The 23,025-nt window shown below is 40.2% G+C and carries 26 protein-coding genes, 1 tRNA gene, 1 pseudogene and 1 CRISPR repeat array; of the genes and pseudogenes, 13 read left to right on the top strand and 15 right to left on the bottom strand.

Going from position 1 to position 23,025, the window contains the following annotated elements:
- Nucleotides 1–25 precede the first annotated feature (25 nt).
- Nucleotides 26–901: a DUF2156 domain-containing protein gene (locus ACZ42F_RS10395; protein WP_464278932.1), complete on the bottom strand. Its 876-nt coding sequence runs from the start codon at nt 899–901 to the stop codon at nt 26–28.
- Between the two features lie 58 nt (nt 902–959).
- Between ACZ42F_RS10395 and ACZ42F_RS10390 the strand changes: the two genes are divergently transcribed.
- Genes ACZ42F_RS10390 through ACZ42F_RS10380 form a run of 3 tightly spaced genes read left to right on the top strand, consistent with a single transcriptional unit; the run spans nt 960 to nt 3,302 of the window.
- Nucleotides 960–1,826, top strand: coding sequence for a YitT family protein (locus tag ACZ42F_RS10390; RefSeq protein ID WP_464278931.1), 867 nt, complete (start codon nt 960–962; stop codon nt 1,824–1,826).
- A gap of 1 nt (nt 1,827) precedes the next feature.
- Nucleotides 1,828–2,595, top strand: a complete 768-nt coding sequence (locus ACZ42F_RS10385) for an SAM hydrolase/SAM-dependent halogenase family protein (protein WP_464278930.1) — start codon at nt 1,828–1,830, stop codon at nt 2,593–2,595.
- A complete protein-coding gene (locus ACZ42F_RS10380) occupies nt 2,583–3,302 on the top strand; it encodes an adenosylcobinamide-GDP ribazoletransferase (RefSeq protein WP_464278929.1) in 720 nt (239 codons plus the stop codon). The genes ACZ42F_RS10385 and ACZ42F_RS10380 overlap by 13 nt, the downstream gene beginning before the upstream one ends.
- On the opposite strand, the pseudogene ACZ42F_RS10375 reads toward ACZ42F_RS10380, so the two are convergent.
- Nucleotides 3,271–5,195: pseudogene (locus ACZ42F_RS10375) on the bottom strand (molybdopterin biosynthesis protein). The gene ACZ42F_RS10380 and the pseudogene ACZ42F_RS10375 sit on opposite strands and share 32 nt — an antisense overlap.
- A 51-nt stretch (nt 5,196–5,246) precedes the next feature.
- Between ACZ42F_RS10375 and ACZ42F_RS10370 the strand changes: the two are divergent.
- The 5 genes from ACZ42F_RS10370 to ACZ42F_RS10350 all read left to right on the top strand — a co-directional run bounded on the left by ACZ42F_RS10370 (nt 5,247) and on the right by ACZ42F_RS10350 (nt 8,855).
- Nucleotides 5,247–5,576 (top strand): hypothetical protein, encoded by a 330-nt coding sequence (locus ACZ42F_RS10370; RefSeq protein ID WP_464278928.1) that lies wholly within the window; start codon nt 5,247–5,249, stop codon nt 5,574–5,576.
- A gap of 36 nt (nt 5,577–5,612) precedes the next feature.
- Nucleotides 5,613–5,888 (top strand): hypothetical protein, encoded by a 276-nt coding sequence (locus tag ACZ42F_RS10365; protein WP_464278927.1) that lies wholly within the window; start codon nt 5,613–5,615, stop codon nt 5,886–5,888.
- 29 nt (nt 5,889–5,917) lie between these two features.
- Nucleotides 5,918–6,250 (top strand): MotE family protein, encoded by a 333-nt coding sequence (locus ACZ42F_RS10360; protein WP_464278926.1) that lies wholly within the window; start codon nt 5,918–5,920, stop codon nt 6,248–6,250.
- 80 nt (nt 6,251–6,330) lie between these two features.
- On the top strand, nt 6,331–7,068 hold the full coding sequence (gene truA, locus ACZ42F_RS10355; protein WP_029967628.1) for a tRNA pseudouridine(38-40) synthase TruA: 738 nt from the start codon (nt 6,331–6,333) through the stop codon (nt 7,066–7,068).
- Nucleotides 7,014–8,855 carry a hypothetical protein gene (locus ACZ42F_RS10350; RefSeq protein WP_464278925.1) on the top strand — a complete coding sequence of 614 codons (1,842 nt, stop codon included), beginning with the start codon at nt 7,014–7,016 and terminating at the stop codon, nt 8,853–8,855. The genes truA and ACZ42F_RS10350 overlap by 55 nt, the downstream gene beginning before the upstream one ends.
- A 251-nt stretch (nt 8,856–9,106) precedes the next feature.
- A CRISPR array of direct repeats spans nt 9,107–9,840; the repeat unit is 36 nt; unit sequence GTCAGAATTGTTCCTTGATGAAAAAAGGATTGCGAC.
- A 147-nt stretch (nt 9,841–9,987) separates the two neighbouring features.
- Here the strand turns inward: ACZ42F_RS10350 and ACZ42F_RS10345 are convergent.
- From ACZ42F_RS10345 to alaC, 10 genes are all read right to left on the bottom strand, one after another.
- Nucleotides 9,988–10,063: transfer RNA gene (locus ACZ42F_RS10345), tRNA-His, on the bottom strand.
- 46 nt (nt 10,064–10,109) lie between these two features.
- On the bottom strand, nt 10,110–10,589 hold the full coding sequence (rfaE2, locus tag ACZ42F_RS10340; protein WP_029967635.1) for a D-glycero-beta-D-manno-heptose 1-phosphate adenylyltransferase: 480 nt from the start codon (nt 10,587–10,589) through the stop codon (nt 10,110–10,112).
- Nucleotides 10,556–11,170: a phosphatase PAP2 family protein gene (locus ACZ42F_RS10335; RefSeq protein WP_464278924.1), complete on the bottom strand. Its 615-nt coding sequence runs from the start codon at nt 11,168–11,170 to the stop codon at nt 10,556–10,558. The genes rfaE2 and ACZ42F_RS10335 overlap by 34 nt, the downstream gene beginning before the upstream one ends.
- Before the next feature lie 38 nt (nt 11,171–11,208).
- Nucleotides 11,209–11,751, bottom strand: coding sequence for a hypothetical protein (locus tag ACZ42F_RS10330; RefSeq protein ID WP_464278923.1), 543 nt, complete (start codon nt 11,749–11,751; stop codon nt 11,209–11,211).
- A gap of 38 nt (nt 11,752–11,789) precedes the next feature.
- A complete protein-coding gene (locus ACZ42F_RS10325) occupies nt 11,790–12,740 on the bottom strand; it encodes an ArnT family glycosyltransferase (RefSeq protein WP_464278922.1) in 951 nt (316 codons plus the stop codon).
- Nucleotides 12,713–13,504 carry an amidohydrolase family protein gene (locus ACZ42F_RS10320; protein WP_029967642.1) on the bottom strand — a complete coding sequence of 264 codons (792 nt, stop codon included), beginning with the start codon at nt 13,502–13,504 and terminating at the stop codon, nt 12,713–12,715. Before ACZ42F_RS10320 ends, ACZ42F_RS10325 begins: the two co-directional genes overlap by 28 nt.
- Nucleotides 13,498–13,923 (bottom strand): acyl-CoA thioesterase, encoded by a 426-nt coding sequence (locus ACZ42F_RS10315; protein WP_464278921.1) that lies wholly within the window; start codon nt 13,921–13,923, stop codon nt 13,498–13,500. Before ACZ42F_RS10315 ends, ACZ42F_RS10320 begins: the two co-directional genes overlap by 7 nt.
- Nucleotides 13,916–15,094 (bottom strand): cofactor-independent phosphoglycerate mutase, encoded by a 1,179-nt coding sequence (locus ACZ42F_RS10310; protein ID WP_464278920.1) that lies wholly within the window; start codon nt 15,092–15,094, stop codon nt 13,916–13,918. The genes ACZ42F_RS10315 and ACZ42F_RS10310 overlap by 8 nt, the downstream gene beginning before the upstream one ends.
- 18 nt (nt 15,095–15,112) lie before the next feature.
- The gene (locus ACZ42F_RS10305; RefSeq protein WP_464278919.1) at nt 15,113–16,399 is read right to left on the bottom strand and encodes a homoserine dehydrogenase; all 1,287 of its coding nucleotides are present in this window, start codon (nt 16,397–16,399) and stop codon (nt 15,113–15,115) included.
- Between the two features lie 3 nt (nt 16,400–16,402).
- Entirely contained in the window at nt 16,403–17,575 is a 1,173-nt protein-coding gene (alaC, locus tag ACZ42F_RS10300; protein ID WP_464278918.1) for an alanine transaminase, read from the bottom strand.
- 189 nt (nt 17,576–17,764) lie between these two features.
- Here alaC and ACZ42F_RS10295 point away from each other — a divergent pair, with 189 nt between their 5' ends.
- From ACZ42F_RS10295 to ACZ42F_RS10285, 3 genes are read left to right on the top strand one after another with little or no spacing between them, the layout of a single operon-like run.
- Nucleotides 17,765–18,772, top strand: coding sequence for an NAD-dependent epimerase (locus tag ACZ42F_RS10295; protein ID WP_464278917.1), 1,008 nt, complete (start codon nt 17,765–17,767; stop codon nt 18,770–18,772).
- 14 nt (nt 18,773–18,786) lie between these two features.
- Entirely contained in the window at nt 18,787–19,074 is a 288-nt protein-coding gene (locus ACZ42F_RS10290) for a GAK system XXXCH domain-containing protein (protein WP_464278916.1), read from the top strand.
- A gap of 17 nt (nt 19,075–19,091) precedes the next feature.
- A complete protein-coding gene (locus ACZ42F_RS10285; protein ID WP_464278915.1) occupies nt 19,092–19,856 on the top strand; it encodes a ParA family protein in 765 nt (254 codons plus the stop codon).
- 1 nt (nt 19,857) lies between these two features.
- Here ACZ42F_RS10285 and ACZ42F_RS10280 read toward each other — a convergent pair whose 3' ends face one another.
- Nucleotides 19,858–20,298, bottom strand: a complete 441-nt coding sequence (locus ACZ42F_RS10280) for a hypothetical protein (protein WP_464278914.1) — start codon at nt 20,296–20,298, stop codon at nt 19,858–19,860.
- 46 nt (nt 20,299–20,344) lie between these two features.
- On the opposite strand from ACZ42F_RS10280, the gene ACZ42F_RS10275 reads away from it, so the two are divergent.
- Nucleotides 20,345–21,196, top strand: coding sequence for a ParB/RepB/Spo0J family partition protein (locus tag ACZ42F_RS10275; protein ID WP_464278913.1), 852 nt, complete (start codon nt 20,345–20,347; stop codon nt 21,194–21,196).
- Nucleotides 21,197–21,207: 11 nt separating this feature from the next.
- Complete coding sequence (gene rfaE1 / locus ACZ42F_RS10270; protein WP_464278912.1) at nt 21,208–22,197, top strand: D-glycero-beta-D-manno-heptose-7-phosphate kinase; 990 nt, start codon at nt 21,208–21,210, stop codon at nt 22,195–22,197.
- Between the two features lie 30 nt (nt 22,198–22,227).
- Here the strand turns inward: rfaE1 and ACZ42F_RS10265 are convergent, their stop codons facing one another.
- Both ACZ42F_RS10265 and ACZ42F_RS10260 read right to left on the bottom strand, forming a co-directional pair.
- On the bottom strand, nt 22,228–22,737 hold the full coding sequence (locus tag ACZ42F_RS10265; RefSeq protein ID WP_464278911.1) for a type I restriction enzyme HsdR N-terminal domain-containing protein: 510 nt from the start codon (nt 22,735–22,737) through the stop codon (nt 22,228–22,230).
- 3 nt (nt 22,738–22,740) lie between these two features.
- Nucleotides 22,741–22,965: a FeoA family protein gene (locus ACZ42F_RS10260; RefSeq protein ID WP_464278910.1), complete on the bottom strand. Its 225-nt coding sequence runs from the start codon at nt 22,963–22,965 to the stop codon at nt 22,741–22,743.
- Nucleotides 22,966–23,025 lie beyond the last annotated feature (60 nt).

Below are 23,025 nucleotides of genomic sequence, written 5' to 3'. Positions count from 1 at the left end.
ACTTATTCGTGGGAAGAAAAAAACTTTACTCTATAAAAATTCTATATTTTTTAAGATAGTCACAGGGGTTATAAGATTCCTTGGCCTTACGCAGGCCTAAATCTCCCAGGTCCTGCTCTCTATTCACATATTTAAAATGAAAGGCTGAGTTTTTTAAAAAAAGATGATTAATTGCCTGATAAACTCCCTTAAAATTGGGGCATCCTTTTTCAAAATGAATAACCAGGGTTTCTTCATCCAGAGGCTCAGCCACAGTATAGGCAATCATTTTACCTTCCACCCAGAGCGCCCCCCCAAAAATATTTTTTAACCTTGCCCAATTACTAAGGACTCTAAAAATAGCCTTGTTTTCTGCTTCTAGGGGCATAGAATCTGCACACTCCTTCCACAAACACCATTCGGCCTGAAGGGTAAGGGCAGCCTCTATATCTCCTGTTTCCAATTCTCTATATACAAAATCGTATTTTTTTAAAAATTGATTGAGCAAATTCTTTTTTTTGTGAAAACGATTTCCCTTAAGCTCAATAAGCTCTTCTACCAGGTAAAGATAATCCCAGTGTTCACGTGCAGGCTTTATTGTTAAATTAGGAATTGTTTTCTGCCACTTATGAACCAGTACCTCAGGCATCCTTACCCATTCTGTGCCTGGTTTTAACAGGTCTAGCTTTTTTAAAAGGCTTGCCCAATCCTGCTCATAATCTCCCACTGGCGGCCAGAAAACTTCCCTGGGCCTGGTCTGTTTAATCCAGTACAGGCCTTCTGCAAAGGCCATTTTTAGCCCGTATTCTTCAGCCCAACCATAAAGGTTGATAAAGCTTAAATCAGAAATTTTTTGGGGAATTTTTTTTAAATTAGCCAAATATTCTTCTTGACCAAAAAGGTCTATGGTTTCAAAATCCACTTTTGCTTACTCCTTAAAAAGCAATCTAATCTTAAAACTTTAGTGAGAACAAAATAAAATGACAAGAAAACTTTTTGCCTTTACCTATACACCCTGGTGGAACCTGCTTTTACTCACCCTTTCGGCCTTTTTGGTAGCTCTTAGTTTAAAGGCCATTGCCATTCCTCACAACCTGGTATCTGGTGGCATTTCGGGACTATCCCTTATCCTTCATTATCTTTCTGGTAACAAACTAAAAATGTCCTATCTCTTCTTTGTATTAAACATCCCCATATTTGTTCTCGGCTATATTTATGTAAGTAAACGCTTTTTTGCCTATAGTTTGTATGGAATGATTATGACTACCATTTTTCTCTACTTTATTAACTTAACCCTTCCCATCAAAGATCCTCTCTTGTCTACTATTGCCTATGGTTCTATTTTAGGTGCAGGTCTGGGCTTTTCTTACCGTAGTCTTGGCTCCATTGGAGGCACGGATATAATTGCCATAATCCTTTATAACAAGTTTAACCTGCGTATTGGACAGACCAATTTTTTCCTCAATTTATTCATTTTTTTGCTGGCTTTAAAATTTCTTTCTCTAGACCTTACTCTTTATTCTTTAGTAGGAGTAGGTATAGCTTCTTATGTCAGCGAATACTTCTTGGGGCTTTTTAACCAAAGAAGATTGGTCCTCATTATTACGGAAAAACCTGATGAGATAGTGGAAAACATCAGCAAAGTACTCCATAGAGGAGCAACTTTTCTTTTTGGGCAAGGTAGTTATACCAAAAAAGATAAAAAAATAGTTCTTACTGTGGTAGATAGTATGCAATTAAAAAGACTGGAGGAAATAATTTTTAATATTGACTCTTCAGCTTTTGTTATTGAAGAAAAAACTTTAAATGTTTTAGGTAAAGGATTTTCTTCTAGAAAAGTTTACTAAAATGTTTATTGCCTTGCTTACAGATTTTGGCTTAAAAGACCCTTATGTAGCTCAGGTCAAAGCCACCCTTTTAAAACAGGCACCTCAAATCCCTATTCTAGATTTAACCCATCAAATCTCTTCCTTTAATGTCTTGGAAGGAAGTTTTGTCCTTTTTACCAGTTATAAACACTTTCCCCCTTCCACCCTTTTTGTAGGCATTGTAGACCCAGGGGTAGGTAGCAAGCGAGAAATTGTCCTGGCCAAAAACCAGGATTACTCTTTTCTCGTACCCAACAACGGGTTGCTTAGCTTTTTTGTCCAGCATAAGCTTTTACAACAAGCTTATTTTTTAGAAAAAAAATTCCCGGCTTCCTCTACCTTTCACGGCAGGGATATCTTTGCCAGGGTAGCTGCCCATCTGGCCCAGCAACCAATAGACCCAACCTGGTGGAAAGAAGTACCTCTTAAAGAACTCAAAACCTTTGCCCTGCCCAGGCCAGTGCTTACCCCTTCTCAAGTCAAAGCTACTATTTACTATCAAGACCAATTTGGAAATCTCCTTTTAAACCTGGAAAATAAGCACTATGCTTTCCCTTTGGGGCAAAAGGGGGTGTTAGAAAATTTTCCCTTACGGGTAGTTAAAACCTATGCAGAGCTAAAAGCAGGAGAAGTGGGTCTGCTCCAGGGAAGTCAAGGCTTTTGGGAGCTTTGTTTAAACCAAGACAATCTAGCTCAAAAATTAAATACCTATCCAGGTAAGGAAATAAGCTGGCAATGGAACACCTAAAGCGCTTTCGCCTTACTCTTTCCTTCTTAACCCTTTTGGACAAAGGTGTAGTGGCCACAGAAAAAGACATTGCAGCCAGCTGGGCTTATTTTTTCCCTGTAGCCCTTATTCTGGGAACTTTGGCCAGCGTTCCCTATTTTTTGCCTTTGCCTAAAAATTTACAGGCCCTTTTTAGCCTGGTTTTGCTGGTTTTTTTAACCAGGGCACTGCACTGGGACGGTTTTGGGGACATCCTGGATGGAGTGGGCAGTAATGCCCAGAAGGAAAAGTTTTTTTTGGTGTTAAAGGACAGCAGGGTAGGTATTTTTGCCTGTCTGGGGCTCATTTTAGGTCTTTTAAGTGAATATGTACTCTTGCAAGAGGTATCCTCTCCCGGGGAAATAATAGCCCTGGTGCTTTTTAGCCGTTTAAACCTAACGCCCTTTGCCTACTTTAGTAAAAAGTTGGCTCGCTCTGTTGGCATGGGTAGAATCTTTTTGCAAGGTGCCAATTTTCAAAATCTACTCCTTAACCTAAGTCTATCTTTCTTAAGCGTCTTATTTTTGACCAGCCTTAAAACCTATTTTTGGGCCATATTTATCCACCTCTTACCCAGTCTATACCTGTACAAGCTGGGTCAAAAACACCAGGGGTTAAATGGAGACTTTTTAGGTGCCCACATCATTTGGGGAGAGCTTAGTTTTTTGCTTGCATTACTTGACCGCTAGACCTCAGGTCATATCCTCCCAGTTCTTGAGCCCGGGTTTTAAACTCTTCTCTCTGTAATAAAGCAAGTAATTTTTGAACCCGCTTATCCTTCAATAAGTCCTTTTTTAACAACAGGTCATAGCGTTCTTCCACCAGAGGAATAAAGTCCAGATTCAAAGCCCTGGCTGCAGCCAAAATCCCTAAACCACAATCAGCAGTACCAGTTAGGACATTTACCGCCACTGCCATATGCGTATATTCTTCGCGGTTATACCCCTGAATTTCAGCAGGGGAGATGCCTAACTTTTGCAGGTGATAGTCCAGTAAAATCCTGGTGCCTGCTCCCTTTTGCCGATTGATAAAGACAATATCCTTGCGTCTTAAATCTTCCAGCCCTTGAATCTTTTTGGGGTTTCCCTTGGGAAGGATAAGTCCTTGCTGCCGATAGGCCAAGTTGACCAAAACAACCTCTTCTTCTCCCAAAAGTTTCTGCACAAAAGGGAAGTTGTAATCCCCGCTTTCCGGGTCAAAAAGATGGGTTCCAGCAAGATGGGCATAGCCCTTAGCAATGGCCTTTAACCCGCCAAGGCTTCCCACATGTCCTGAAAATAAATATACTGGTTCCCTTTCTTTTCTAAGTAAATCCTTTAATACATCCAGCAAGTTATCATGACTGCCAATAACCAGCAGAGAATTTTCCACTTCTCTTCTGGGCCTTAAAAGAGAGACCTTGACCCTTTCCCCTTCTTGCCGGCCCTCACTATTTTCCGCAATGGTCAACAAGCCTGTGGCCCTGGAAAGAGAAGTAATCATGCCTGCTCCTCGGGGCAGGGGAATGGCTACATACTTATCCTGGACCTTACCCACACCCACTCGCACAAACTCTCGAATACCCAGCTTAGAAGGTAAAGAGCGGCTCAAAATAGCTTCTACTTCCTCTTCCCTGGGCAAAGGTTCTTCTTTTAACCAGTAAACCAGAGGTTTTAACAGATATTCAAAACAAATTACCGCACTTACAGGATAACCTGGTGCTCCGACCAAAAGCTTTCCCTGCTTACTGATTCCCAGAAGAGAAGGTTTGCCAGGCATGGCCTTTATGCCGTGCACCAGCACCTCACCCACGCTTTCCATTACCTGCCTGGTAAAGTCCTTACTCCCAGCTGAAGAACCTGCACCCATGACCACAATATGGGCCCAGTTTAGGGCCTCTTCTACAGCCTGAGTTAAAAGCGCAAAGTCATCCTTCACAGGCGCAAAACGCCTTACTTCCACTCCCCAGGACCTGGCCAGGCCAGCTAAGACCTGAGAATTACTTTCCACCACTTCTCCAGGTTTGGGCTCTGGCCTTAAGGTAAAATCCAAAACTTCATCACCTGTGGGAATAATGGCCAAGCGCAATCTTTCCTCCACTTCCACCTCAAAGATGCCAGCACTTAAAAGCACTCCCACATCATAGGCGCTTAAAAGGTGCCTGGCAGGAAAAGGAGCTCCTTGGCCACAATATCTTCTCCAATCCTTCGCACATGCTGCCAGGGAAAGGCTGGCTTTTCAATGCTCACCTGGCCATCTTCCAGCTCCACCACTTCCTCAATCATGATTACTGCGTCAAAACCCTGGGGCAAAGGATTTCCTGTGTTTACATAAACAAAATCTTTCTCTGGTGTTAACAATAAGGGCTGGCCCTCTCTGGCCAGAAAAGTATCCCTGGCTCGCACAGCAATGCCATCCATGGCAGCAGCATGGAAAGTAGGGGAGGAGTATCTGGCATACAGGGGAGCAACCAGGCGCATACCTATGGCCTGCTCGCTGGGAACTATTTTTGAGCCCAAAAAAGACTTTTTATCTATCTTTTGTTGAACCTTTGCGATTGCTTCTTCAATACTTACTGTTTTTAAGTAAATATTTCTGGCCATAAATTCTCCTTTGCTAAAAATAGGCACATTTTTTGGATAGGTTATCTGCAAATGCCCAAGTTTAAATTTTCCCTAGAAAAAATTCTAGAGCTAAAAAAACAAAAACTGGAACAAGCCCAGATAGAGCTTAGCAAGGCTCAAAAAGCCTATCAAGAAGAAGTAGCCAGAGAACAAAAAATAAGAGAAGCTATTTTGCTAAGCAAAAAACAACTTTTTGCCTCTGGTCAAATCCAGGGTAAGGAAATTTTCCTTACCCAGCAACACCTAAAAGGACTTGAAGCAGAGTTAAAAATCTGTTTACAAAGACAGCACATTTTAAGCCAGGAAATCACTCTCTGGCGGCAAGAGGTATTAAAACGCAACAAGGAAAAAAGGTTTTAGAAAACTTAAAACAAAAACAATGGGAAAAGTTTATCCATGAACAAAAACAAAAAGAACAAAAAGAACTGGACGAAGTGGCAACTCTGTCTTTCCAGCATAAAGTGGAAAACTCTTTTTAACCTGCTTATTTTATTTAGTTTTCTCAAGATAGCCTTGACCTTGAGTTATCTACTCTATCCAGAATGGGAAAAAAGTGTTACTTCTTCTACTTTAAATCAACTTCCCTTAAATCCAGCCATAGCCACTGCCCAGGAAAAAAAGCTCAACCAACCCCTGAAAAGACTTCACCTCAAAACTTTTCTGAAGAATTAAGCAAGCTCAAAGCCAAAGAACAAGAACTAATGCAAAAGGAAGCCTCGCTAAAGGAATTAGAAAAAAGAATAGATAGCAAACTGGCAGAGTTAAAAAAGATGGAAGCCAATATAAACCAGATGTTAGAAGAAGCCAATGTCTTAAAAAATAAGAAAATAAAACACCTGGTAGATGTCTATGCCAACATGAAACCTCAACAGGCAGCCCAGGTTTTGGAAACTTTAGATGAGGACCTGGCTGTCAAAATTCTGGCAGGAATGAATGGCCGCAAGGCTGGGGAAATCCTTTCTTACATTAAAACCAAAAAGGCCGCTACCTTATCAGAAAAGCTAACCAAACTCCAAACTCCCTTTGGCCAATAAAAAGCAGGGTGGACAAGTCAAGGGGAAAATACTATCTGGCTAGCCGTCTTTTTTAAAAATCTTACTTTCAAACACCTAAAATGCGTCTAAAACTAACGCTTGCTTACCTGGGTAGTCGTTATGGCGGCTGGCAGCTTCAGAAAAATGTCTCCACTATTCAAGGAGAAGTGGAAAAAGCTGTTAGCACTATTTGCCAGCAACCCATAAGGGTGCACGGTGCTTCGCGCACAGATGCAGGGGTGCACGCCCTGGGACAGGTGGCTCACTTTGACCCGCCTCAAGACAAAATAGCCATACCCTGGCAAAGAGCCTTAAATGGCCTTTTACCCAAAGACATTTCCGTAGTAAAAGTGGAAGAGGTGAGTTCTGATTTTCATTCCCGCTTTTCAGCTAAAAACAAAACCTATTCCTATAGTTTCTGGTTAGAGCCAGAATATGTCTTGCCGCAGCGTTATCCCTTTGTCTGGGAGTGTGGTCCTCTGGATTTGCCAAGGGTAGAAGAGGGGATATCCCTTTTGCAAGGAGAGCACGACTTTGCCAGCTTTATGAATACAGGTACCCCAGTAAAAAGTACCATTCGCAACCTTTACTGGCTAAAACTAGAGCCAGGGCCTTATCCTCAGGAGATAATTCTAAGGGTAAAGGGAGATGGCTTTCTCAAACAAATGGTGCGCAATATTGCAGGCCTGGTCTGGCTTTTGGGTAAAGCTAAAGTGGATAAGGACTTTGTCCGAAAACTTCTTAAAACCCCTAAAAGGGAAATGTGGCCACCTACAGCCCCAGCCAAAGGACTTACTCTGGAAAAGATAGAATACTAAAAATGACCTTTTCTTTCTGGCAGAAAATTTTCTCCACGCCTTTAAATGAAAGGCTAACCACTTTTTTTAACCTGAAAAAGTGGAGTACAGCCAAAACTCAGAAAGAATCCCAGTTTAGTCTAAAATTAAAAACCTATCTTGTTGCTCTTAAAAAGGACCTGGACGACTTTGACTTGCCCCATTCCTTTATTACTTCGCAAAAAATTGTCCTCAACCCCAATCCCCACTACCTGAAAGCCCAGCTGGAAGCAGAGGATAAGCCCTACTTTCGTCTCTTAAGCAGGGCTTATGCCCCTGACGAAGTATTAAACATAGAGCCTAAAACCTATAAGTTTACTCTTGAGCTAGGAGACCAGAGCCAGGACCTGGAAGTAGAAGTTAAAAAGGGCGATACAGCAAGCTCTTTATTTAGCAGGCTAAAGGAAGTTATTAACAATTCCAAACTAAACCTCCAGGCTGAAATCATAAACCAAAAAACAAGCCGGGAAAAAGCACCCACTCCCAATACAGGCACTTTTCTAGCCCTTTCCACTCCTTATGAATTTAGTACCACTCCTATTAGGGTAAAAGAAACTTCGGGATTTCTTTTTAAGCAATTGAACTTTCAAGAGCCTATCTTCAGGCAAACTCCTCTTACCCAGAGTTATTCCCTTACCACTCCCCAGGTTTTTGCTCCAGCTAGTTTCAACACCACTGCTTTTGACCCCAGGGCCAATTTAAACTGGGACCTGGGACATTATGACTTTACCTTTACTCTAGGAGAGGATTCTTATCCAGTATATCTGGCAGTTGTAGACCAGGATGCTCTGGATAAACTTAACCTTTTAAGCAGTGATTCCTCTTCTTTGGTTCAGGAAACCAGCAACTGGCAAGATATAGTCCAAAACTTGGGCTTTTCTCCAGGTGATATAGATAGTAACACTAGCTGGAAAACTTTAAAAAGTGCGCTCAAGGACTATCTAATTTTCACCCCCCAAACAACTTACGCTCAACTTTTTAATAAACTGGGAGCAAAACTGGAGGTTTTAAGTCAGCAAAAACTAAAGTTTCAAGTAAAAAAGCAAAAAGGCTTTTACCTCCTGGATAAAATCTATCCCTTTGACTACCAATACCTGCACCTAAAAATAAACAACCCTAAATTCCAGGAGCGTTTTTATTTTACCGATGGCACCAGTTCGCCTCTAGAAAAGCTTGGACTAAAAGGCACGGCCACTCCAGGAGTGGATAGTGAATTCAAAATAAGTGGCACTTCCTTTTGCTTACCTTCTAACCTGGCTTCCTTTAAAGAGGGTAAAATTGGCCTGGAGTTGTTACAAGAACAAAGTGGTAATGTATTTTTTGAAGTAGTTGCTGATTATAATCCTCTTCTCAACAACCTGCAAAAGGTAGTACAAAGCTACAATCAACTCCTAGATTTTTTGGAGCAAAATAGCCTGGTTATCAACCCCGGTTTAAAGGAAAAGCTAACTTCTCCCTTGAAAGAAGCAAAGGATTTAAAAGTAAAAACAGGCCTGGATGTAAATTTGGAAGGAAGGTTAGAGCTACAGGAGGAAACCTTTCAACAACAACTCCTGTTTAATGCAGAAGACTTAAAAACCTATCTTTTTCAACAACCAGGAATTTTTAGCCAGCTCCAAAAAAACAGTGAAGAAATTTTAACAAACCTGGATAGCTTTTTAGCCCTCAGAACTTCCCCCAACTTTTTTATCTCAGGCTCTTTGCTGGAAAAAAAGAACTTATTGTTTCTCTTTTTAAAAACAAAGTTTAAAAAGTTGCCAAAAGCTTAATCTTTGGCTAAAAAATAACAAATTTTGCTTTTTGGACAAAAGAGAAGGGGTTAAAAAAGTTTGCGCCAACCCTTTTCAAGACTAAAAAAGGGCTTAATACCCTTGAGGTCGGCGCAAGAGATAAGGACTTGAAATAATTTAATTAATTTTAAAAAGTTTCCTGAAAACAACTCCAATAAGTATTTTTTACCAGGAGGTTGGCGCAACCTGGGGCATAATATATTGAAATACTTAAAAATAAAAGAGACAGAGTCAGAATTGTTCCTTGATGAAAAAAGGATTGCGACCCCCTACATATACCACCTAAGTTGGGACTTAGGGCTTCAGGGTCAGAATTGTTCCTTGATGAAAAAAGGATTGCGACTTGATGTCATATTTTGGATAAATTCAGGAAGGATTTCACACAAGTCAGAATTGTTCCTTGATGAAAAAAGGATTGCGACAATGTTGTAATCCCTTTCTGAGTAGTTACCGTTCACTATATCGTCAGAATTGTTCCTTGATGAAAAAAGGATTGCGACACTCTTCCCATTTCTTTTAAATTCTTTTTCATTTTTTACCTGTCAGAATTGTTCCTTGATGAAAAAAGGATTGCGACCTAAAATTAAACCCATACCATACTCTTCATAAGCCAAAGTCAGAATTGTTCCTTGATGAAAAAAGGATTGCGACACATCAAACACTCCGTTTAAATTTGATAATTCCTTTTTATTTGTCAGAATTGTTCCTTGATGAAAAAAGGATTGCGACAGTTTAAAAATCTCCAATTGATTTTTACAGTCATCTTTACTCCTGTCAGAATTGTTCCTTGATGAAAAAAGGATTGCGACCTCCTTTTTTTAATTACCTAGTTACCTAGCCAAGTTAGGAGCAGTCAGAATTGTTCCTTGATGAAAAAAGGATTGCGACATCTCCCCTTCCGGGTACAAGTTTTTTTTTTTTGACTTCTGTCAGAATTGTTCCTTGATGAAAAAAGGATTGTAAGAAGTTAAGCAGTAAAGTCTAAATCATACACAAAAGAAGCGAGAATAGAGCCAAATTGAATTTGGTCAAAAGGTGAGAACTGCAAGGCTGGTAAATTTTAAAGAGAAAAAACAAAAAAGCGGATCCAAGGGATCCGCTTTTTTCATTTTGGGGTGAGTGACAGGACTTGAACCTGCGACCACCTGGGCCACAACCAGGGGCTCTACCACCTGAGCTACACTCACCACCAGGAAAGAAATTTATTATTCAACTTGCTTCCCAAGGTCAAGTTTATTTTTTCTCCTTTTCCAGAGTCAAAATTTTTTCAATAAGAAAAGTAGTGGAATAACCGGGTAAAAATTCCAGGCTAAGTACCTGGCCACCTTTTTTTAAAACAATATCTGCGCCCACAATCTTTTCCACAGGCCAATCACCACCTTTAACCAGGAAATCAGGTTCTATAGCCTGAATAAGTTCATAGGGCGTATCTTCTTCAAAAATAATCACATAATCCACTGCCTTTAAGTTGCTCAAAACAAAGGCCCTGTCTTGCTCCCCATTGACTGGCCGCTTGGCTCCCTTTAACCTTCTCACAGAAGCATCTGAATTCAGCCCCACCACCAGAATATCTCCCAGTTCTTTGGCCCTATTTAAGTAGTCCACATGACCTGGATGTAAGATATCAAAACAACCATTGGTAAAAACAATACGCTTGCCCTGAAACTTTTCTTTTAACTTTAAAAACTCTTCTTTTGAAACCACTTTTCCCATTTAAGCACCTCAAGATAAGGGAGTAAAACCAGAAATAACAGATAAAACATACTTCCCCAAAGATATCCAGCCAATACATCCAGGGGATAGTGCTTGGCCAAATACACCCTGGAAAATCCAACAGCTAAGGGTAAAAGATAAAATAAAAATCTCAAAAATCTTTTTTTAAAAATAACTCCCAAAGCCAAGCCCAGAAGCAAGGAATTGGCTGCATGAGCAGAAGGGTAGGAGTGTCCTTTTTTTTTGTCAGGAATAAAATTAAGAGGCCTTTTTTGCCACTTACCATCTTCAAAAAAATTAGCTCCAGCCAGAGCATTTAAAGGCCTAACCCGACCAATGGCTTTTTTGGGGAAATTAAGAGAGTAATCACAAAGTCCAAGTAAAATAACCAGCAAACCCAGGCCAACCAGCCTGGACCAATTTTTTTTGTATATCACCACCCCAAAAAGTATTCCCACTAAAAAAGCCCCTAAAAGCTTACTGGAAAATAAGGGCATTAAAAAATCTAACACTTCATTGCGCAGGCCCTGGTTGACCCACCAAAAAAACTTTAAGTCCCACCAAGGTGTTTTAAAAAACATAGTTATATTACTTCCAGTAAAAACTTCTTACCTCTAAACTAAAAGGTATGCTTTTCTGGCTTAGGCCAGTAACCATTATAATTATAGGCAAAAAACAAGGTAAAAGTTATGCCCCGTTTATCTTTATTCCTGGTCTCCAGCCAAAAAGGGCCTTCCACTCTGGAAAACATCCTCAACAACTTCTCTGGTATGCGCTTTTCCTTGTCCTTGCTCACAAAAATAGCATCCCATCCTTTTTTATCCTCAGGAGGTCCAAAAATATCATACTGGTTTAACTTGCGGCCCAAATTAACACAATAGGCGCGTTTTTGTGCTGGACCATAAAAGGAAAGCTCTGCTGTAACTCCATAGGTATCACTGAGCAAAAAGACCTTTTCAGGCTCTGAAAACCGCTCCTGTTGCCAGACTTTTAATTTATCTCCCAACTCCTGATACCCTCGCATGCGCTGCAACAGGTCCAGCTTGGGTGGAAGGTGTAAAAAAGGCAGGCTATGAAAAATTACAAAAATAAACCCACTAAGTACCAATAAAATTACTTTTGACCTCTTGGAAATACTTTTAAAAACTAAGGCAATAAACACTATACCTGCAATATAACTTAAGGCAGGCCAGTTGGGCTCTATTTTGGTGTGAAAACTAAGTAGAAAAAAAGCAAAAAGATTGGATAGGTAAAAACAAACAAAAAATTCTTTTCCCAGGCAGTTAAAAAAGCATATTTTTTTTGTCCCAACTTTAGCCCTCCCCAAAAAAAGAAAATAAACCACCAGGGGGTAAGAACTCCCAGCTGACTTCCCAGAAACTCAGGGACCTTGCTTAATCTAAAAAAATCCTTGGCCTTGTTGCCAGCAAGACTTCCACGGTATAAAACATGCTTTAGACCTACCCAGTTGTGGTCTAAATTCCACTTTAAAATAGGCAAAATCCCTATACAGGCAAATAAAAGTAATACCAGAATAATTTCTTTGAATAATTTTTTCTTCTCTTTAAAAGTTAAAAACAAAGTCAAGGGTAAAAAAATAAGCATGGTATACTTAGCTAAAATGCCCAAAGCAAAAAAAATACCCATTAAGAAAAGATATTTTTTTTCTTCTGTAGAAAAATAAAAATATAAGGAAAAGAGGCAAATTAAATAACACAATACCAAAAGATTGTCTGTGGTCATTAAAATCCCACTTACTAAAAAAAGAGGAGAACTATTTACAATAATTAAAGTCCAGAGAGGTATTAAACTATTTTTGTATCCCTTTAAAATACAGATTTTTCTTAGTCCCCAAAAAAATAAAAGTTGAAAAATACAAACATTAAAAAGCGCACCAAAGCGAACTCCCAGCTCTGTAGGGCCAAAAAACCTGGTCCAGAACCAAATCCAGTAGGCAATCAATGGGCCCTTGGAATAGTAGGAAAAGTCTAAAGAACGGCTCCAATCCCAATACTGAGCTTCATCGGTATAGAGGTTTAATTCCCCACTTAAAACAATAAAAAGCCTAAGCAAGGTACCCAAAAGAATAAGGCCCAGGGCCCAATAATCTTGCCTGGTTAAGTTCAAACCAGCAGGTTTTCTAACATCCACTTACTGTTTTCCTCCAGTTTTTGCCAAAACTTCTCTCCCAAAAGAGGATGCTCTAAAATCCTCTGCCTTTCCTGTCCAGGTAAAAAAAGGGGATAGTCAGAGCCAAAAAGTATTTTTTCCTGCGGGTGTTTTTGAAGAATTTCTCTTAAAAGCTCTGGAGCAATAAAAGGCAAGGTGCTGGAAATATCCAGAAAAACTTCTTTGCCTACCAAATGCTCCAATACCTCTGGCCAGTGTAAATAGCCTCCCAGGTGGGCAGCAATAACTTTTAACCCGGGAAAGTCTTTTAAAACCTTAGCCAGCTTATAAGGAGAAGAGGGATTTTTTTCTGGGGGCAAATTATCTCCCACATGTACCAACAACCAGAAATCTTCACCTATTTCTTCTAATAGGGGATAAAGTTTTGGAGAAGATAAATCAAAACCCTGAAAATCTGGATGAAGTTTTATACCCCTGATTTTGTGTTTTTTGAGTCTTCTAAGTTCTCTGGGCCAGTTAGGATAATCTGGATGCAAGGAACCAAAGGGAATAAACTCTGGCTCTTCTTTTAAAGAAATAGCCCAGTTATTGGCAGGTATAACCTGATGCTCTCCTGTAGCAGCACAGAGCACCACTGCTTTGCTAAAACCAGCCTCCTTTAAGTGTTTTTTTAAATCCTCTTTCAAGCCAGTGCCCTGAGCAGGGATACCATAGTGCTCTTCTAAAAAAACAATTACCTTTTCTGCAATTTTGGGATGGAAAGCATGGCAATGAACATCTAACATTGGTTAAAGATTTTCTCCTTTAACCAGGAGGGTAGGCCAGTGGGTTTAGCCTCCTTATTCACACAAGCATGCTCAGTAAAACCTGTAGCCAGCAAGTTTTCCCGTTTTCCATCCCATACTTCATACACAAAAACTAAAGATGCCCGTTTAAATCGGCTAATCCCGGCTCGAATCAAAAGCAAATCATCAAACCTGGCAGGTCGCAAATATTTGCAACCAGCTTCCCTTACTGGCAAAAAAAATCCCTGCTCTTCTATCTCCACATAACTTAAGCCCAATTTATGCAAAAAGGCATTTCTGGCCCGCTCAAAAAAGTGAAGGTAATTGGCATAGTAAACCACGCCCATGCCATCGGTTTCTCCATAACTGACTCTATGCTCCAGCCAGACCTCTGGTTTGGGAAACTCTTGCTTATGCATTTACCTGCTCCAGAAAAAAAGATAAAAGTTCTGGCCCGGCAATCAGCCTACTCCTGTCTGCACTATGCTCTGAAAAATAGCTCACTCCTGCCCACTCCTTTTTAGAAGAATAAATCAAAAAAGGCACAGGGTCATCTACATGAGTCCTTTTAACCAGGGGAGTTAGATGGTCGCACAAAATTAATAAAGCAAAATCTTCCTTTAAACTCGCAAGCAACTTGCCTAAAACCAACTCATCAAAACGCTCTATGGCTAAAATTTTATCTTTTAAACTGCCACTGTGCGCAGCTTCATCAGGGCCTTCTAAGTGTAAAAAAATAAAATCACCCTGGTCTAAAAAGTTAAGAGCTGCCTCCACCTTACCCTGATAGTTGGTATCCACCAGGCCAGTAGCCCCTTCTACTTCCAGTACTTCCAGCCCAGCAGCTCTGCCCAAGCCTTTAATTAAATCTACAGCAGAAATAACTGCCCCTTTTAAGCCAGATTTTTCAAAAAAATTGGGCAAACTAAGAGCAGGCCCCTGTCCCCAGGGCCAAAGTCCATTGGCTTTGGGCCAATAGGGATTGTTTTTTAAAAGCTTATGGGCTTCTTCTAAAAATTCAAAAAGCAGGGGATAAGCAGCAAAACTCTCATAATCTGCTTCAATCTCCTGGTCCAAAATATCATGAGGGGGCCTAATGTTTAGCTGGGCAGAAGACTTTTCTACTCCTTCCTGCTCTACCAAAAGATGCCGATATTGTACGCCAGGATAAATCAACAAGCTGGTCTTTAGGTTTTGTTTAATAAAATCTATAAGTTTTAACGCTATTTCTTGGGGTGGGTGGCCAGCTGCATAATCCAGCATTCTGCCTTGAGGGGAAAACTCACTAAGGCTAACTAAATTAAGCCGCCAGATAAGGTCCTTGTCTGCAGTCTCAAGACCAGAGGCTCTGGCTTCTATTGGGCCTCTGCCCGTATGGTATCTAGTCGGGTCATAGCCCAAAATAGCCATATTAGCCACATCAGACCCGGGTGGAAATCCCGGGGGAATGGTCCTGGCTAAACCGGTTAAGCTTTTGGAAGCCAGCTTGTCCAAATAAGGCGTGTTGGCTGCTTCTAAAGGAGTTTTTCCTTGCAATTCCTGAAGCGGCCAATCTCCCATGCCATCAGCAACCAATACCAGATATTTCATTGTCTATCCTTTTTTCTTTTAAGGTAAAATAGGGTAGTGCACAGTGGGATTGACGATAAAGTCAAATTTATCAATTTCTTTTATGGCCTTTTTTACATCTTTAAGCCTTGCTCTGTGGGTCAAAAAGACCACAGGCACAGCTCTCTCTGAAGGGGAAGCCTTTTGAATGGCCTGGGCAATACTGATGTTGTATTCACCCAAAACTCCAGCCAGAGCAGCTAAAACTCCGGGTTTATCCAATACAGAAAAACGAAAATAATGCTCACTGACCACAGATAAGGGTTCTAAAATTTTTGCAGGCTCAAAAGGCGATTCAATAAAACCAGTATTATTGACCTGCTTATTGTTCTTCACCAGAGAAATAATATCTGCCAACACTGCACTACCTGTGGGTAAATCTCCTGCACCCTGTCCATAAAGCATAATAGGGCCTACGGCATTCCCATTTAAAAGAATGGCATTATAAGGCCCATCCACTTTGGCCAGAATGTGGTTTTTAGGCAAAAGGGCCGGAAACACACCTGCCTGTAAATAACCTGACTTTTCTTTTACTTGGGCAATGAGTTTAAAGACATACCCCAGTTCCTGGGCAAAGGAAATGTCTTTTAAACTAAGGTCTGTTATGCCTTCTACCCGTAATTTTTCAAAGGGATATACAACCCCGTGGGCCAAAAAAATTAAAATTGCCAGTTTATGCGCAGCATCTATTCCTTCTATATCCAGGGTAGGATCAGCTTCAGCATAGCCACGCTTTTGCGCTTCAGCCAGGGCAGTGGAAAAGTCCCATTCCTTTTGACTCATCTGGGTCAAGATGTAATTGGCTGTGCCATTTAAAATCCCAGTAATAGAAGTAATTCTATTGCCAGCCAAACTCTCCTTTAAAGTTTCCACAATGGGAATTCCGCCACCCACACTGGCCTCAAAATAAAGCCCAACTCCCTTTTCCTCAGCCAAAGACAAAAGCTCTTTTCCCCTGGTAGCCAAAAGGGCTTTATTGGCTGTGACCACAGAAATTCCCTTTTCTAAGGCCTTTTTAATCAATTCATAGGCTAAACTGGTTCCTCCAATAAGCTCTACCAAAATATCAGGATTACCTTCCAGCAATTCAGCAGGGTTGGTGGTAAAAGTAGTGGTGGGGTGGGGCACAAAGGGCCTTGGTTTGCTTATATCCCTGACCAAAACCTTTTCTATAATTAAAACTGCACCTGTGCGTTTTTTAATCCATTCCTCGTTTTCCCTTATAATTTTGGCCAACCCTGTACCTACAGTGCCAAAACCAGCTAAAGCGATTCTAACTTTTTTCACCCCTTATCCTCCCAGGACCTTTTTAATCCCTCTTATAGCCTGATTAATACGGTGCCTGTTTTCCACCAGAGCAAAACGCACGTGATCATCACCATAAGAACCAAATCCCAGTCCAGGAGCTACAGCCACTTTAGCCTCTTTTAACAAGAGCTTGGAAAACTCCACTGACCCCATGGAACGAAACTCTTCAGGAATCTTGGCCCAAACAAACATAGTGGCCTTAGGCTTGGGTACTTCCCAGCCAATACGGTTTAATCCGTCCACCAGGGCATCTCGCCTTTCTTTATAGATATTATTGATTTCACATACACACTTTTGGGGACCATTTAAGGCGATAATGGAAGCAATCTGAATGGGTTGAAAAATACCATAATCCAGATAACTCTTAATCCTGGTCAGTGCATGTACCATCTGGGGATTGCCCACACAAAACCCCACTCGCCAACCAGCCATGGAATAACTTTTGGACATGGAAAAGAATTCCACGCCCACGTCCTTGGCCCCTTTGGCCTGTAAAAAGCTGGGTGCCTTGTACTCATCAAAACAAAGATCCGCATAGGCCAGGTCGTGAATCACATACATTTTATGCTCTTTGGCAAAATCTACAATTTTTTGAAAAAAATCCACATCTACAACAGCAGTAGTGGGATTATGAGGATAACAAATAATTAAGAGTTTGGGTTGAGGCCAGGTTTGCCTAGTAGCAGTAAGTAAATCAGCAAAAAAATCCCTATCCAGATCAATAGGGATTCTTCTTACATCAGCTCCGGCAATAATGGCAGAATAGGGATGGATAGGGTAGGTGGGATCTGGAGCAAAAACCACTTCTCCTGGGCTAAGCATGGCCAGGGCCAGATGAGCAAGCCCTTCCTTTGCACCCATGGTAACCACTGCCTCACTTTCTGGATCCAGCTCCACCTCATAACGCCTTTTATACCAGTCACAAATGGCCTTACGTAAATTGGGAATTCCCCGTGAAGCAGAATAGCGGTGATTTATGCCTTTTTGAGCTGCTTCAACCAGTTTATCTACTATATGCTTAGGAGTGGGGATATCAGGATTGCCCATCCCCAAATCCACAATATCCTCTCCTTGTCTGCGCATCTGCATTTTCAGTTCATTCACCACAGCAAAAACATAAGGGGGTAACCTATGCATTCTTGGAAATTGTTCCATCTTGTCCTCCAAAATTAAAAAAATGTTCTATAGAATTTACAGAAGTTACCTAAACAATGTCAAATTATTTGAATAAATTATTTTAGACAAAAGGCTTATTTTTTTCTTTAAACTACTTTATTGCTAAAAAGAAAAATTTTCCTTAACTAAATAAAGCCTTGAGCAAAAGATATATAAAAAGGAGAAAGCATGAAGGTTTTGATTACAGGGGTAGCTGGCTTTATCGGTTATCATCTAGCGCAACGCTTTTTAAAAGAAGGATTTTCAGTAATTGGATTGGACAACTTAAACGACTATTACTCTGTGCAACTAAAAAAAGACCGCCTGGCTCAAATTAAGTCAGACAACTTTAAATTCTACCAGGTAGACCTGGCAGATGATCAGGCTTTAACTGAACTTTTTAAAGCTGAAAAACCAGATTACGTCATCAACATGGCTGCCCAGGCAGGAGTCCGCTATAGCTTAATCAATCCCAAAGCTTATGTGGACAGCAATATTGTGGGCTTTGTAAATCTACTGGAGTGCTGCCGCCATTTTCAGGTCAAACATCTTATTTTTGCTTCTTCCAGTTCAGTCTATGGACTCAACACCAAAATGCCCTTTTCCATTCACCATAATGTGGACCACCCCATAAGCCTTTACGCAGCATCTAAAAAAGCCAATGAACTCATGGCTCACACTTATGCCTACCTTTACAATCTTCCCTGCACAGGGCTGCGCTTTTTTACTGTATATGGTCCCTGGGGAAGACCAGATATGGCCCTTTTTCTCTTTACCGAAGCCATCTTAAAAGATGAGCCCATCAAAGTATTTAACCACGGTCAAATGGAAAGGGATTTCACCTACATAGACGACATTGTAGAAGGAGTATTTAGGCTTACCAATCACCTGCCCAAACCCAATCCCCACTGGAATGGCGACAATCCAGACCCAGGCACAAGCCCAGCTCCTTATAAAGTGTATAACATTGGCAACAACAACCCGGTAAAACTTTTGGACTTTATTAAAGCCATAGAAAAGGCCCTGGGCAAAGAAGCAAAAAAAGAATTCCTCCCCCTTCAACCAGGAGACGTGCCCAAGACCTATGCGGACATTGACGACCTGGTTCAAGATGTGGGATTTTCTCCTTCCACCCCCATTGAAACTGGAATTACCCACTTTATTGACTGGTACAAAAAATACTACAAACTAAACTAAAAGGAGTCTTTTCGATGGATTTAAAAGAATATAAGAAAAAATTGTCTCAAGCTTTTTTTGAACTAAAAAAGAGCACTAGACAAGGAGAACTACCCCCCTTGCCAAAGGTGGAAAATTTCTATAACCTTGCTCAAAAACTTACCCACTTTGCCAGTGAAGACTGGTTAGAAGAAGCAGAGGATTTTGTCATCTTGGCCAAACAATTAAAACAAGCAGTACAAAAGGGAAATCCTAGAGAAACCTTAATGTTGATTAATTCCCTGTCTGAAGCTAGGAGTTACTGTCATAAAACTTTTAAATAAATGTTCCACGTGAAACAATGAGTAAAAAAATCGCCATTGCCAATCAAAAGGGTGGAGTAGGAAAAACAACAACTGCAATCAACCTGGCAGCATCCTTGGCTGTAATGGAAAGAAAGGTTCTGGTAGTGGATTGCGATCCTCAAGCCAATGCTAGCAGTGGTTTGGGGATCGAACCCAATGAAAACCCAAATAACCTTTATACCCTTTGTAGCGAACAAATAAGCCTGGAAGAGGCCGTTTTACCTACAGATTTTCCTTTTCTTTCTCTCTTAGCAGGACATCCTAACCTGGTAGGGTTAGAAATAGAACTGTTGGATTTTGAGAAAAGAGAGTATTACTTAAGCAATCTATTAAAACCCTTAGAAGAAGAGTTTGAATACATCTTCTTTGATTGCCCTCCTTCTCTGGGATTGCTTACCTTAAACGCCCTGGCTGGAAGTGAGTATCTTATTATCCCCATTCAATGTGAATATTTTGCCCTGGAGGGCATTGCCCACCTTTTACGCACCTATGAGAAAGTAAAAAAAGGTATCAATCCACGCTTAGAAATTCTAGGGGTTTTGAGAACCATGTATGACAAAAGGATTAATCTTTCTCAGCAAGTTAGCGAGGAATTGGAAAAATTTTTTGGCCCCAAAGTTTTTCAAACTATAATTCCCAGAAATGTGCGCCTCTCAGAGGCTCCCAGTCATGGGAAACCAGCCTTAGCTTATGATATTCGTTCACTAGGAAGTATTGCTTATTTAAATTTGGCAAAAGAGGTAGAAAAGAGGCTAGTTTAAACTAACCTCTTTTAACAAATGGTTTTACTTCATAAGTAATGTGATCTTTAAAGTGTCTTTTAAGTACTCTAGCTTTGCAGTGCAGACATTGAAAGGCCACCAAGCCGCCTAAATTAGCTGCTTTTAAAATAAACTTGCGCGGCGAATCCACCGTCCAATCTTCTGTTTCCTGCCCACAGTGCTTACACAAAACTTTTTTTTCTACTGGATAACGAAAATCCCAAAAAGCCAAAAATTTTTCCCAATCCTCCATGGGCTCTAAAACTTCTTCCACTTCAAAAGTATTTTCCTGTAAACTTTTTTCACCCTTTAACTGAAGAAGAGCTTCTTCTAATATAGGGTTGATCTTGGAGCCAATTTCCTGCCAAAGCCTGGCCGAGAGAAAAACTCCCACTAAATTACCTGTTTCATCGTAAAAACCTTGAATATCTTTTTTAATCATATTATCAGCCTCCAAAGATAGATTTTATTTAATAAAGGATAAACCAATGAACAAAAAAAGAGGTCTTGGTAAAGGATTGGATGCCCTTTTAGGAGATTGGCAAGAACAAAGCAAGGGAATAGATATAACCTTCCTGGACATCAGTTTAATCACAGCCAATCCCAATCAACCCAGAGAAAATTTTGATCCTGAATCCCTTAAAAACCTGGCTCAATCTATCAAGAGCGAAGGGGTTCTGCAACCTATTCTCGTTCGCCCCAAAGATAATCACTATCAAATAGTAGCTGGAGAAAGACGCTGGCGAGCGGCTAAATTGGCTGGTTTAGAAAAAATACCTGCCATTATCAGGGAGATATCAGACCAGGAAACCCTTTTTCTGGCTCTTATAGAAAACATCCACCGAGAAGATTTAAATGCTTTAGAACAAGCCAAGGCTCTAAAGGCCTTAAAGGAAGAGTTTAATTTATCTCAGGAGGAACTGGCTCAAAAGGTAAATTTAAGCAGAAGCCAGGTGGCCAATTTACTAAGACTTTTAAATTTACCTCCAGAGGTCCAACAACTCATTGAAGATGGCAGCTTAAGTGGCGGCCATGGAAAAGCCCTGGCCAGTCTTAAAGACCCTCAAGAGATAATAAAGTTAGCCAGGGAAATAATCGAAAATAATTTAAGTGTGCGCGAAGTAGAACAAAAAACGCAAAAAGCCAAAAAAGCAAAATCAACATCTTTAACAGTAGATAAACATTTAAGTAAAATAATGGAAGAATGTTTACGCAACAAACTACACTTAAAGAGTAAAGTAAAAGGCAATAAGGAAAAAGGGAAAATCATTTTAGAATACAACAACCAAGAAGAATTTTCCTCTCTTTTAAAATTCTTAAATATCTCTTTGGACATTTAAAAGGAAATATTATGGTTAAAATTAAAACTCTGTTAGGCTATTTAAATAAATTACAAAATTGTTCCTTGCCTATCATAGGCGATATAATGTTAGATCAATATAGCTTTGGAGAAGTAGAAAGGATTTCTCCAGAAGCACCTGTTCCTGTAGTGCACATAAAAGAGGATAAATATCTTTTAGGAGGGGCAGGGAATGTTGCACGCAACTTAAAACACCTGGGAGCCAATCCCATTCTTTTTAGTGTGATAGGTAAAGATAAAGCTGGAGAGAAAATTAAAGAAATTTTAGCTGCAGAAAAAATAGAGGCTTATTTGGTAGAAAGTGATAAGCGTCCCACAACTATAAAAACCAGAATTATGGCTCAAAACCAGCAAATGTTGCGTATTGATAGAGAGGAAAGCCACCACTTAGATACAACAGAGAGAAAAAAATTACTGGATTTTTTAGATAAAAAAATAAATTCCAACTACTTACTGCTCTCAGACTATGGAAAAGGATGTATTTGTCCTTCTCTTTTAAAAAAACTTACAAATTTTTCCTTAATTGTAGACCCAAAAGAAAAAAACTATCCTTTTTATCGAGATTTTTACCTTTTAACTCCCAATAAAAAAGAAGCTGAGCAAGCAACAGGTCTACGCATAGAAGACGAAAAAAGTCTTATTCAAACCGGGCTAAAGCTTAAGGAAAAATTTCGCTTAAAAAACCTGGTAATTACTTTAGGTCCTAAAGGTATGGCTGTTTTTCCTGAAAGTGGAGAAATTTTTCTTCTTCCCACTTTTGCTCAAAAGGTCTTTGATGTGACTGGAGCTGGAGATACAGTAATTGCCACTATTACCCTGGGGCTTGCCAGTGGTTTAGACCTTTTGACAGCAGCCCTGATTGCCAATTTTGCTGCCGGCATAGTAGTAGCAGAAATAGGCACAGCCACAGCCAGCAAGGAAAAGCTGGCTCAACACATAGAAAAATTAGGAGAGATTAATTTTACTCAGATTTATCCTTAAGCTGACAAGCCCTGGAACAACAGCTATCACTTAAGGCAAAATAGGCATGAGCCACACAGCTTTCTTTTCTCTTTGTACTGCTTCCAGGTTGGGAAGAGGAGCTTTTTGAACCAGAACCTTTAATTCTTCATAAGTGGGAATGGCAAAATATCCCTTCTCCAAAACCTTTTTATCTTTGGCCTGCACCAGATAGGCTTCTTTGGTGTCTGTAACCAAAACCAGGGGAATAGGCGGAGTAAACAGCCTGGCTGCAGCTACATATTGCCTGACAAAAGAGGCAACTTCTCCTGCACAAAAGGCAAGTAAAAGCATGGGCTGATTTTCTTCATTAAAAACTACAAAATCCAGAACTATATCATAGGAGCAGTCTTTTAACTGGATTTTTAATTTGACTTTGGGTTTAATCTGTTTTTTCGGATAACCTTTTTCCTCTACTAAAATTTTGGCCAAAGACTGTCGCAAATCTTCGTAGGTGGTTAATTCTATTTCTTTACCTGTTAAATAATCAGTAATTACTTGATTTAAGCTTATTTCATGCATTTTTTAATCCGTGGGTATACCTAAAATTTTATCTGCCACTCCCTGGCCCAAGACCAAAACTGAGTCTTTGACTTTTACTTGCAGAGGGCAGTTTTGATTAATTTCCAATTTAACTCCAGGAAAAATACCTAGGGCACACATTCTTCCCCGTAGTTTACAGCCACCACAAAAGGAAACAACTTTTACTTTGCTGCCAATGGGAAATTGAGATAGGGGTTTGGGACTCATTGTACCTTCTTTTAAAAAATTTGGACTAACTAATTTTCATTTAAAGTTAGAGATTGACCC

This window comes from Desulfonauticus autotrophicus (assembly GCF_055381725.1).
This window is presented reverse-complemented; position numbering and strand designations above follow the sequence as displayed.